The organism is Geodermatophilus maliterrae, assembly GCF_041018925.1.
Taxonomy (GTDB): Bacteria; Actinomycetota; Actinomycetes; order Mycobacteriales; family Geodermatophilaceae; genus Geodermatophilus; species Geodermatophilus maliterrae.
Map to the genome: position 1 here is coordinate 1 of NZ_JBFNXQ010000137.1, position 11,030 is coordinate 11,030.

The 11,030-nt window shown below is 75.9% G+C and carries 12 protein-coding genes and 1 tRNA gene; 2 read left to right on the forward strand and 11 right to left on the reverse strand.

Annotated elements, in window-relative coordinates; translation table 11 throughout:
* Window positions 1–204 precede the first annotated feature (204 nt).
* From ABQ292_RS24570 to ABQ292_RS24580, 3 genes are all read right to left on the reverse strand, one after another.
* Window positions 205–537 (reverse strand): DUF3263 domain-containing protein, encoded by a 333-nt coding sequence (locus tag ABQ292_RS24570; RefSeq protein WP_369210335.1) that lies wholly within the window; start codon window positions 535–537, stop codon window positions 205–207.
* A 115-nt stretch (window positions 538–652) separates the two neighbouring features.
* Window positions 653–1,570: an EamA family transporter RarD gene (gene rarD, locus ABQ292_RS24575; RefSeq protein WP_369210336.1), complete on the reverse strand. Its 918-nt coding sequence runs from the start codon at window positions 1,568–1,570 to the stop codon at window positions 653–655.
* Between the two features lie 73 nt (window positions 1,571–1,643).
* Entirely contained in the window at window positions 1,644–2,075 is a 432-nt protein-coding gene (locus tag ABQ292_RS24580; protein WP_369210337.1) for a CBS domain-containing protein, read from the reverse strand.
* A 119-nt stretch (window positions 2,076–2,194) separates the two neighbouring features.
* Between ABQ292_RS24580 and ABQ292_RS24585 the strand changes: the two genes are divergently transcribed.
* Complete coding sequence (locus ABQ292_RS24585) at window positions 2,195–2,626, forward strand: DUF5313 family protein (RefSeq protein WP_369210338.1); 432 nt, start codon at window positions 2,195–2,197, stop codon at window positions 2,624–2,626.
* Between the two features lies 1 nt (window position 2,627).
* On the opposite strand, the gene ABQ292_RS24590 is transcribed toward ABQ292_RS24585, so the two are convergent.
* From ABQ292_RS24590 to ABQ292_RS24625, 8 genes are all read right to left on the reverse strand, one after another.
* Window positions 2,628–4,592, reverse strand: a complete 1,965-nt coding sequence (locus ABQ292_RS24590) for a serine/threonine-protein kinase (protein ID WP_369210339.1) — start codon at window positions 4,590–4,592, stop codon at window positions 2,628–2,630.
* 99 nt (window positions 4,593–4,691) lie between these two features.
* Window positions 4,692–4,764, reverse strand: a tRNA-Thr gene (locus tag ABQ292_RS24595).
* Window positions 4,765–4,867: 103 nt separating this feature from the next.
* Window positions 4,868–5,728 carry an LLM class flavin-dependent oxidoreductase gene (locus ABQ292_RS24600; RefSeq protein WP_369210340.1) on the reverse strand — a complete coding sequence of 287 codons (861 nt, stop codon included), beginning with the start codon at window positions 5,726–5,728 and terminating at the stop codon, window positions 4,868–4,870.
* A 15-nt stretch (window positions 5,729–5,743) separates the two neighbouring features.
* Window positions 5,744–6,154 carry a TIGR03668 family PPOX class F420-dependent oxidoreductase gene (locus tag ABQ292_RS24605; RefSeq protein WP_369210341.1) on the reverse strand — a complete coding sequence of 137 codons (411 nt, stop codon included), beginning with the start codon at window positions 6,152–6,154 and terminating at the stop codon, window positions 5,744–5,746.
* Between the two features lie 298 nt (window positions 6,155–6,452).
* The gene (locus tag ABQ292_RS24610; RefSeq protein WP_369210342.1) at window positions 6,453–7,346 is read right to left on the reverse strand and encodes an NADPH:quinone oxidoreductase family protein; all 894 of its coding nucleotides are present in this window, start codon (window positions 7,344–7,346) and stop codon (window positions 6,453–6,455) included.
* Between the two features lie 214 nt (window positions 7,347–7,560).
* The gene (locus ABQ292_RS24615; protein WP_369210343.1) at window positions 7,561–8,391 is read right to left on the reverse strand and encodes a DUF2182 domain-containing protein; all 831 of its coding nucleotides are present in this window, start codon (window positions 8,389–8,391) and stop codon (window positions 7,561–7,563) included.
* Between the two features lie 4 nt (window positions 8,392–8,395).
* Window positions 8,396–8,998, reverse strand: a complete 603-nt coding sequence (locus tag ABQ292_RS24620) for a DUF1326 domain-containing protein (protein ID WP_369210344.1) — start codon at window positions 8,996–8,998, stop codon at window positions 8,396–8,398.
* A gap of 153 nt (window positions 8,999–9,151) precedes the next feature.
* Complete coding sequence (locus tag ABQ292_RS24625; protein ID WP_369210345.1) at window positions 9,152–9,865, reverse strand: hypothetical protein; 714 nt, start codon at window positions 9,863–9,865, stop codon at window positions 9,152–9,154.
* Window positions 9,866–10,017: 152 nt separating this feature from the next.
* On the opposite strand from ABQ292_RS24625, the gene ABQ292_RS24630 reads away from it, so the two are divergent.
* The gene (locus tag ABQ292_RS24630; RefSeq protein WP_369210346.1) at window positions 10,018–10,794 is read left to right on the forward strand and encodes an ABC transporter permease; all 777 of its coding nucleotides are present in this window, start codon (window positions 10,018–10,020) and stop codon (window positions 10,792–10,794) included.
* Window positions 10,795–11,030 lie beyond the last annotated feature (236 nt).

The following is an 11,030-nucleotide window of genomic DNA, read 5'->3' on the forward strand; positions in this document are numbered from 1 at the left end:
CGTCGCGCCGGCGGTCGGCGCGGCTGCGGCCGGGGGTGGTGGCGTGGTCGCTCAGGTCGGGCGGCACCGGCGCGGGACCGGGCGGGGTCTGCGGAGGCGCGGACGGCGGGGCGTCGGTACGGCGCCGGCCACCGGCCGCCGGGGCGGCCGGCCGGTCCGGTTGGTCACCACCTGACGCCGCATGCCTGCCCACGGTGACCAAATCTAGAGGGCAGAGGAGCCCTTGCCCAGGATGTGAGGCGAACGCCGCTGCCGCCGCGCGGTCCGCAGCCGGCGCAACCGGCGCACCAGGAGGGGGTCGGCCGCCAGGGCGGCAGGCCGGTCGACCAGGGCGTTCAGCACCTGGTAGTACCGCGTCGGGGGGACGCCGAACTGCTCGCGGATGGCCGTCTCCTTCGCGCCGGCGTGGCGCCACCACTGCCGTTCGAAGGCCAGCATCTCGTGCTCGCGCCGGGTCAGGCCCGCGGGCTGCGCAGGGGCCTCGCTCGACGCCGTGCCCTCCGGCGGGGAGACCGCGGGGGTGGGGTCGGGGCTCATGGTGGGGACGTCCGTTCGATCGGGGGGAAGCCGTCACCGACGACGGTAGGCCCGGGTACCGACACTCGGCAGTGCGCCGTGCACGGGTCGTCCGATCCGTGACCGCCGCGCCCGCTCAGGCCGCGGCGGGCACCCGCTCGGCCGCCGCGCGGCGCCCGGCCGCGCGGGCCGAACGCAGGCTGTCGACGGTGAAGACGACCAGTGCGGCCCACACGATGGCGAAGCCGGCCAGCCGTGCCGGGGGCATCGGCTCGGAGAGGACGAAGACGCCGATGGCCAGCTGCATGAGCGGCGTGAGGTACTGCAGCAGGCCCACCGTGGACAGCGGGATGCGCCGGGCGGCCGCGGCGAACAGCAGCAGCGGCACCGCCGTGGCGATCCCGGAGCTCAGGAGCAGCAGCAGGTGCCCGGTGCCGGCGGTGCCCGCAGTCCCCTGACCGGAGGCGTGCAGCACGCCGAGGACGGCGAGCGCGGGCACCACCGTCACCGCCGTCTCCACGAACAGGCCGGGGGCCGCCTCGACGCGGACCAGCTTCTTGAGCAGGCCGTAGCTGCCGAAGGTGGCCGCCAGCGTCAGGGCGATCCACGGCGGCCGGCCGTAGTCGACGGTGAGGACTCCGACGGCGACCGCCGCCAGCCCCACCGCCGCCCACTGCAGGGGACGCAGCCGCTCGGCGAAGACGACGACGCCGAGCAGGACGCTGACCAGCGGGTTGATGAAGTAGCCGAGCGAGGTCTCGACGACGTGGCCGGAGTTCACGCCGTAGACGAAGACCAGCCAGTTGGCCGCGATGAGCACCGACGCCCCGGCGAGCACGAGCATGGTCCGGACGTCGGTGACCGCGGCCCGCACCAGCGACCAGCGGCGCAGCACGGTGATGAGCAGGGCGACGAAGAGCAGGGACCAGACGACGCGGTGGGCGACGATCTCCAGCCCGCCGGCCGGCTCGAGCAGCGGGAAGTAGAGCGGGAAGACGCCCCACAGGCCGTAGGCGGACAGCCCCGCCGCCGTCCCCAGCCGCCGCTCGTCCACGGACGGACCGTACGCCCGGCCCCCGTCCGGGGTCCCGCCGCGGGCGTGCCAGCGGTGGGGGGCGAGGGGGTGCTCAGCCGGTCTGGATGTAGTCGACCAGGTGGGCGCGCTCGTCCTCGAGCTCGTCGAGGCGGGCCTTGACGACGTCGCCGATCGAGACGATGCCGAGCAGTCGGCCGTCCTCCACGACGGGCACGTGACGGACCCGGTGCTCGGTCATCAGCCGCGCCAGGTCGTGCACCGAGGCCGTGGGGACGCAGGTGCGGACCTCGGCGGTCATCAGCGCCGACACCGGCGCGTCGACCACGTCGGGCCCCGAGGCGTGCAGCCCGCGGACGACGTCACGCTCGGAGAGGATCCCGTCGACGACGCCCGCGGCGCCGGAGACGACGAGCGCGCCGACGCCGTGGTCGGCGAGCAGGGACAGCGCCTCGCGGACGCTGGCACCGGGCTCGACGGTGACGACCTCCGGGCCCTTGCGACGCAGCAACTGGGCGATCTGCACGGGGCCCTCCCTCTCTCGGCGCCCGGCAGTGTCCACCCGTAGGCGTCGTGCGGACAACAGTCCTCGGCGCGGCTCGCGCACCCCTCCCCCGGGTGGCGGGGGCGGCCTACCGTCGGGGTGTGCGCACGAAGCACGAGGCATCCCCCTCCCCCGCCCGCCCGACGCCGTGGCAGTGGCTCCGCTACGCCTTCGGCGGCCGGCTGCCCCGGGCGCTGTCCGGGTGGGTGCTCTCCGACACCACCCGCACCGGGTGGGTGCGCCGGCACCTGGCCCGCTCGGTGGTGCAGCTCTCGCCGCTGGTGGCGCTGTGCCTGCTCGTGGTGCCGGTGGAGGTCGCCTACCGGCTGACCGCGGCACTGGGCGGTCTGCTCGTGGGGCTCATGTACTCGGTGGCGTTCATGGTGGAGACCACCGAGCACCGGGTGGCCAAGGCCGGCTACCCGGCCGGCACCGCCGCGCGCCTGCGGGAGGAGCGTGCCGAGCGGTCGCGGGCCGCGCGCGTGGAGCAGCGCTTCCCCTACCGCGTCGGCGGGTCCGGCAGCTTCGACTGAGTCACCGCACCAGCGGGGGGAGGACGGTGACGGCGGCGTCCCGAAACGCCGGCGTCACCTGACCGTCCCGCTCGACGAGCTCCAGGAGCACGGCGGCCTGGTTGCCCAGCTCGAAGACCGGCAGCGTCTGCATGCTGCGCAGCGCCGCGAGGACGTCGTCCGGGGCGGGACCGACGGCGGCAGGGTCCTCCTCGGCCCGGGCCAGGAGGTCGACGAGGGCCCGGTGGGGCGCCGGGTCGGCCAGCTCCAGCAGGGTCGGGACGGCCGCACGCTCGAAGGCCTCCGAGAGCCGCCCCTGGTCGGTGCCGGCGGTCACCGCCTGCAGCGCGTCGGCGGCACGGGCGGCCGTCTGGTCGGCGGGCACGCGGTGGTCGAGGGCGAACAGCTGCTCGAACACCTCCGGTCCCCCCGGCCCGACGGCGAGCGGGTCCACGTCGAGCATCGCCACCAGGTCCACCAGCCGCTCGGGCCGGACGACGTCGTCGAGCACCTGCTGGACCCGCTGGCCCACGCCGTCGTCGAGCTCCCCGGCGAGCACGGCCTCGGCGACGGCCGCGTCCGCCGCGATCGCCGCCGACCGCTGCTCGGCCCCCTCGAGGCTCTCGATCCGCCGGAGGTCCTCGAGCACCGCGCCGGCCCGCGGTCCCACGGCGTCGGGGGTCCGCTCCGCCGCCTCGGCGAGGGCGGGGATGGTCAGCCGCAGTCGCTCGCCGGGCGTCGCGGCGGTGGCCGGCAGGGCGGGCAGGAGGGTTGTCCCGCTGGTGACGGGGGCGGTCCCGGTCTCCGCCGGTGGCTCCGTCGCCGGCGCCTCCTCCGTCGCCGCGGGCCGCTCCGCGGCGACGTCGGTGGACGGTCCCCGGCCGGCCCAGAGGAGTGCGAGGACCACGGCGAGGAGGCCGGCGAGCAGCAGTCCGACCCGGAGCGGCCACGTGGCCCGGCGGCGCCGGCGCACGGGGGCGCGGTGGCTGGTGGGGGTGCGTGCGGCGCGGTGCACGCCGGCGGGCGGCACCGCCCGCCGGTCGACCGGTCCGGGTGTCCCGACGTCCAGCACGGCGGGGCGGACGACGACGTCGGGGACGACGGCGGCCGGCGGTGGGAGGAGCGGCGCGGTCCCGGCACCGGCCCACGACGCGGCGGCCTCGCCGAGCGCCACCTCCAGCTCCTCCGGCGTGGGACGCCGGGCCGGGTCGCGGTCGAGCAGCCGTTCCAGCACCGGCTGCAGGGGCCCGGCACGGAGGTACGGCGCCTGCTCGCCCGACACGACCGCCGCCAGCGTCCCCGCGGCATCGTCGCCCTCGTACGGCGGGCGGCCCTCGACCGTGGTGAAGAGCGTGGCGCCCAGCGACCAGAGGTCCGACGCGGGACCCGGCGGCTCCCCCCGCGCGAGCTCCGGGGCGGTGTAGCCCGGGGAGCCGATCACCAGGCCCGTCCCGGCCAGGGCGGCGTCCCCGACCGACTGGGCGATGCCGAAGTCGGTGAGGAAGACCCGGCCCGGCGAGGCGTCCCCCTGGGCACTGAGCAGGACGTTGGCGGGTGTGACGTCGCGGTGCAGGAGGCCGTGCGCGTGGGCCGCGCGGAGGACGCCGAGCACGGCGAGGCCGACGAGGGCCGTGCGCTGCGGCGACAGGGGGCCATCCCGTGTGACGACCTCGGAGAGCCGGGTGCCCGGCACGTCCCGGAGGACGACGTGGGTCGCCGCACCGTCGTCGACGACGTCGAGGACGGGCACGGCGCCGGGGTGGTCCAGCTGGGCGAGGGCCCGGGCCGCGCGCCCGGTCTGCTCGCGCAGGACGGCGGGGTCGGTGCCGGGCACCTCGACCGGGAAGGTGACGTCCCGGACGAGCACGTCCCGTCCGAGGACGACGTCCTCGCCGCGCCGGACGGAGCCCGTCACACCGGCGTCCAGCTGCTCGTGCAGCCGGTAGCGATCGGCGACGAGGTGCCCGTCGTCCGTGGAGCGGACCATCGCACTGCAGTACCCGTCCTGAGCAGCGGGTACGCCGTTCGGCGGGGACGACGCTGGGTCACCGGACGCTGACAGCAGGCTCGCTGGTCGACGTCTCGGAGCCGACGGGGGGACTCGAACCCCCAACCGCCCGATTACAAGTCGGGTGCGCTGCCAGTTGCGCCACGCCGGCGGGACACGGGAACGAGTCCCGGGACAAGGATAGGGACAGGGCCGGGGAGGACTCCGCGGCCTCGGGAGACAGCGCGACACGGTGGGACCGCTGCTGGTGGCGATCAGCCCAGCGCGGCCCTCGCGAGCAGGTCGACCTGCGCGGGGTCACCCACGGTGGGGTCGAGGACCAGCTCGTCGACGCCAGCCTCCTCGAACGCGGGGATGACGTCCCTGACCGCCTCAGGAGACCGGTGCGCGCTGCCGGCGATCATCTCGGCGGTCTCGGGGCCGAGGAACCCGTAGTAGTCGAGCAGATAGCCCCGCGACCGCTCCTCGGTGTCTCCGAGGCCGAAGTAGTTGAGGGCCACGATCCGCGGCGATCCTCCGCGTCCGGCGTCCCGCCAGGCGGCGCGGACGCGCTCCACGAACGGTGCGATCATCTGCGGAGGCACCCCGCCCGCGGTCCACCCGGTACCGAACTGGACCGTCCGTCGGATTGCCGCATCGCTGCTGCCGCCGATCAGGATCGGCACGGGGCCGGTCCCGTCGGGTACCACCGGTGCGCTCCCTTCGACCAGGGGGGCGCCGGCAAAGGCCCGCTGCAGGTCGGTCAGCTGCTGGTCGAAGAGCCGTCCGCGGGCCGCGAAGTCTCGTCCGGTCACGAGGTAGTCGTCCTCCCGCCCGCCGGGGCTGACGCCGAGGGTGAGCCGTCCGCCGGTCAGCTGCTGCACCGTGGCAGCCTGCTTCGCCAGCTCGGCCGTGCTGCGGGTCGGCGCGATGAGGACGTTGGACAGGAACCGGATGCGCTCGGTCACCGCGCCGGCGGCCGCGAAGACGGTCAGCTCCTCGTAGCTCGGGTACGCCACCCGCCCGATCGTCCCGAGGCTCGAGAAGCCCGCGGCCTCCGCCCGCCGGGCCCACTCCAGCAACTGCGGGCCCGTGGTGCCCCGGACGCTGTTCGGGATGCCGATGCCGATGTCCACCGCGCCCACCTCTCGTCAGGCCGTGCCGGCCCAGCCGCTCCACCGCTCGACCGCGACCACGAGAAGTGGTCCGGACGGCGGCGCATCCCGGTACTGGGGGAACCGCTGCACCAGGGCCTGGATTCCGGGATGCGCGGGGGACGCGTCCACCACCTCACCGCGCCCGTCCGCGCGCACCCACCACAGCTGCCGCCAGTCGTCCGAGTAGTGGTCGACGAGGACGGCGCAGCGAGGGTCGGCGCGGACGTTCGTGAGGCGCTGTAGCCGAGGGGATCTCTTCGGCTTGGCGTCGATGGCTGAGTACACCGTGTCGTCGACGAGTGCGAACACGATAGGGACGACGTGCGGCCCGCCATCCGGCCGCACCGTCGAGAGGCGTGCGACCGGGCTGGAGGCGAAGCGCCTGCGCAGTTCGGTGGTCTGCACGCAGCCAGTCCTACCCGGTGCCGGGCTCCACCGGCAGCACGACAGGCGTCCGGGGGACACCGTTCCGCGCTCCACGTCCGACCGCACCGCGTCCCGAGGAACGCGCACGGCCGGGAGTCGCCGGCGCGTCAGACCTGGTCAGCGGGGTCGTGCCCGTGCGCCCTGCCGGTGGGACACGGGAACAGGTCCCGGGACGAGTCCGGGGACGACACAGGGGAGGACTCCGCGGCGTCGGGGCCGGTGGTCGGGGCGCCGACGGCAGGGGCTGAGCGAGCGGCCACCGACGGAGCCCTGTCCTCTAGCGCATGCGGACGAGCACCCGGCCGGCAGCCCGGCGTTCGTCCAGTTCGCGGATGGCTGCGGCGGCGTCGTCGAGCGCGAAGACCGGGCCGATCGGTGGGTCGATCGCCCCGGACCGCACGAGCGGCACGAGGTCGCGCCACTGCCGGCCGGCGTAGTCCGGTTCGTCGACCCAGAGCTCGGCCGAGGCGACGCCCATCACGGAGGTGTTCGTGAGCAGCAGCCGGTTCACCTTGACGGTGGGGATCTCCCGGCCGGTGAAGCCGAGGACGAGCAGCCGGCCCTCCCGCGCCAGCGACCGCACCGAGTCGGTGAACCGATCGCCACCGACCGGGTCGACGACGACGTCCACGCCCCGGCCGTCGGTGAGCCGGCGCACGTCGTCGCGGAAGCCGTCGACCGGCACGATCTCGTGCGCCCCGGCGGCCCGTGCGACCTCCCCCTTCTCCGTCGTGGAGACGACGGCGATCACCCGGGCGCCGTAGGCCGCGGCCATCTGACAGGCGGCAGTGCCGATGCCCCCGGCGGCGCCGTGCACCAGGACGGTCTCGCCCCGCTCCAGCTGCGCTCGGCGGGTGTACGCGAAGTGCACCGTCAGGTAGTTCAGCGGCAGCGCCGCAGCCCTGTCGAACGGCACGCTGTCGGGCAGCGGGAACACCATGCGGGCGTCCACCGCGACGGTCTCGGCGAAGCCCCCGATGGTCGGCATGGCCGCCACCCTGTCGCCGGCACGGAAGCCCGCGGCATCCGCCCGCACCACTCCGGCCACCTCCCAACCCGGGGTGAACGGCACGTCGGGACGTCGCTGGTACTCACCGCGGGTGTGCAGCACGTCGGGGAAGGTGACCCCCGCGTACTCGACGTCGACGAGCACCTGGCGCGACGTCGGCACGGGCTCCGGCCGCTCCTGGACCGCCACGGCTCCCGGCCCGCTGAGTGCAGTGATCACAGCCGCGCGCACGACTCACGCTAGAGGTGCCGGGAGGCGAGCCACCACACCGAGGCCCACGATCTCCGAGGGGCCGGCGGACGGGCGGCCTGCCCGAGCGTCATGAGGACGGTGTCACGCCGGGTGGCGACCTACGGGACCGCCGGCGCGCGGAGCGCTACGAGTCCATCGGCTCCATCTCGTCCACCTGGCCGGACCCGGGGACGGTGAGGCCCGGGACGACGTCGGGGGCGGCGACCAGCAGCACGCCGAGGAGGAGCAGCACGACGGCTGTCCCGTAGGTCGCCACCCGGCGCCACGGCAGGGTCTTCTCGAGGGCGATCAACCCGGCGACGAGCGCCGTCCAGGCGACGCTCATGACGCCCAGCGCGAACAGCGACGCCATCAGCGCCCAGCAGCAGCCGACGCACCAGGCGCCGTGCTGCGCACCCATCCGCAGCGCTCCCCAGCGCCCGTCCCGCCAGGCGCCGAGCAGGAAGCCGAGCGGACTGCGGCACTTGCCCAGGCAGACGTCCTTGAGCGGGCTCAGCTCGTAGCCGGCCGCCACGAGGAGCGTGACGCCGGCGACCCACCGGCCCGCGCGGTCCCAGGCGAGCACACCGCCCGAGATCCGCTCCACGCTCGCCGCCAGCGTGAAGGCGACCAGCCCCGCGCCGGCCCACGTCACCACGTAGCCCGCCGCGAACAGCAGCGGCGAGAGCGGGGACCGCTGCCTGGTCAGGCGGGAGTACAGCGCGACCGTCGGCGCCACCGACGGGAACATCATCGCGGCCATCATCACGACCCAGACCCCGAGGAACCAGCCGAGCGTCCCCAGGCCGGTCCACGGGCCCTGGTCCATGCCCTGCATCTGGCGGACGGTCCACCACCAGCCGACGGCGGCGAGGGCGAACAGCGCGGCGACCAGTCCCAGCCGGACGCGGACGGCGGCGAAGGCCGGCGCGAGACCTCCCGCTCCGGTGCGACGTCCCTGCGCCGGGGCGCTCATCGGGTCAGGCGGCCCAGGAGAACTCGGTGGTGGAGAGCCCGGTCCTGCCCTCGTACTGGATGCCGAACGCGTTGATCCGCGAACGTCGTGCCTCGGCCATCGTCAGGTTCGACCCGACGGGGTGGAACATGCCGTCGAACCGGACCGGCCGGCCGTCCTCCTTCCCGAACGGCACGATGTCCTCGACCTCGAACTCGATCACGTCCCCGACGCGCACGCTGTGCCGCAGTCCGTCGTCGCTGACCTCGATGGCCGCCCGCTCGACCCCGACGATCTCGCCCACGAGGGGCGCCAGCATGGCCATCGGGCCGCCGAGCTGACCGCTGAAGACCTTGACCAGCCCGTCGAACTGCTCGTCCGTGGCCTGGTCGTCGACGAACATCCCGAGCCGCCAGTTGCCGTCGGTCATGACCTTCGGCGTGTCGATGATCGTCACCACCCGGCGACCCCGGACGTCCGTTCCCTCGACCTCACCCTCCCGGATGGCGAAGGCCAGCGTCGCCCGGCAGAAGTCGTAGGTGGCGCCGTGGTCGAACGAGAGGTTGCACGGGCACATCAGCTCACACGAGCACGTCTCGGCGTAGCTGCCCTCGAGGTGCCACGACATGGTCGGCTCCCTCCACGGGATGGCAAGTGTCCGTCCCGCAGACGGACCAGGGCAACCACTTCTCCCGTGCGGACGGGTGCCGGTCGGGCGCCGACCCGGGTCGCGTGCCCGATGGACCGTCCGCGTGGACGGACCGTGACCGGGCGCCGGGGCTCAGGCGGCGTCGGTGCCCGCGGCCGGCCCCCGGCGCAGCCAGGCGGCCGGGTCGCTGCCCGGCACCGGCCCCTCGGCCAGCCAGCGGGCGAAGCCCTCGGGGTCGCGGCGCTCGAGCTCGTCGAGGGTCTCCTGTCGACGGCGGACGACGGCCTGCCGCGCGGCCGGGTCCAGCCGACCGGCCAGGGCCGCGGTCGTGCCGAGCCACTCCTGACCGAGCGCGGCGGTCGACAGCGTCGCCACCGGCGGCAAGGACAGCACGGTCGCGCCGGCCTCCGCCTGACGCGCCCCGGCGACCGGCCGCTGTGCCCCCGACGGCGCCATCGGCGCGAACGGGGCCGCGGCGGTCCCGGGACGGCCCCCGGCAGACCGCCCGGCGCGCACCAGCCAGACGCCCAGCCCGGCGACGGCGAGCAGGGCGCCGGCCAGTGCGGTGAGCGCCGGGCCGCCGAGCGCGGCCGTGCCGGACAGGAACAGCAGGACGCCGATGGTCACCGCGCCGGTGCGCCAGGCGGCCTCCAGCGGCGCCGGGCCGCCGTCCCCGGTGGACTCGCGGGCCACCCCGGCGGCCAGGCAGGCGGTGACCACGGAGGCCAGCCCGACGGCCAGCAGCCCGGCGGGCCGCAGGGCGAGGCCGCCGACGACGGCCACCGCCGTCCCGGCGAGGAGGGCGAGGCCGAGGAGCAGGCGGGCGGGCAGACCGCGGGTGGACACGAGCAGCCTCCAGGGAGCACAGGCCGGGCACGGGGTCCGGCCGTCCTCGGAGGAGGGCGACCGGGCCGGCCCCCTACCCAGCGGCCGTCCGGTCGCACACCGTGGCCGGGCGTGTCGGGACCGTTCGGTCGCGCACGGCAGGATCGGAGCCCGTGGGCTCCTCCGTCGTCGACCTCGGTCCGCGGTTCGCCGTGGTGCTGGTGCTGCTCACCGCGCTGGCCGCGGCCGGGGGCCGGCTCTCCGGCCTGGGTCAGGAACGGCCGGTCGTCGTCGCGGCCCTGCGGGCCACCGTTCAGCTGGGCGTGGTCTCGGCGGTGCTGCTGCTGGTCGTCCGCTCGCTGTGGCTGTCGACGGCGTTCGTGCTGCTCATGGTCGGCGTCGCGGCGGTGACCGCGGCCGGGCGGGTGAGCGGCCTGCCGCTGCGCTCCCCCGGTGCCCCGCGCCGGGTGGTGACGGCGGGGCTGGCGGTGGTCAGCGGCGCCGCGCCGGTCGTGGCGCTCGTGCTGGGCAGCGGGACGGTGCCGCTGCGCGGCGAGGCCGTGATCCCGGTGGCGGGCATCCTGATCGGCGGGGCGATGACGGCGACGTCGCTGGCCGGACGGCGGCTGCGCGAGGAGCTGGCCACCCGGCGCGGCGAGGTCGAGGCGGCCCTGGCGCTGGGCCTGCTCCCCCGCGACGCCGTCCTGGAGGTCGCCCGCCCGGCCGCCGCCACCGCGCTCGTGCCGCCGCTGGACCAGACCCGGACCGTGGGCCTGGTCACGCTCCCCGGCGCGTTCGTGGGCGTCCTGCTCGGCGGGGGCAGCCCGCTGGCGGCCGGCGCCGCCCAGCTGCTCGTGCTCGTCGGGCTGCTGGCCGCCGAGGTGGCGGCCGTGTGGGTGGTCACCGAGCTGGTGGCCCGGGGGCGGGTGCTGGCCGGCCTGCCCCGCTGAGGCGCCCGCCCCGGGGACCCCCGCCCAGGGACCTCACAGGCGCTCTCCAGCGCCCCACCAGACGCCCGGCGCACCGTCGGGGGTGCAGGGGTGGCGGACGGCCGCCCAGGAGGAGGACCAGGACCGTGACCGACGGACACCCGTACACGAACCCGGCGCAGCAGCCGACCGGTGCGACCCCGGGGTGGACGCCGCCGCCGTCCGCGCCGCCCAGCGGCTCCTGGTACCCGCCGGCC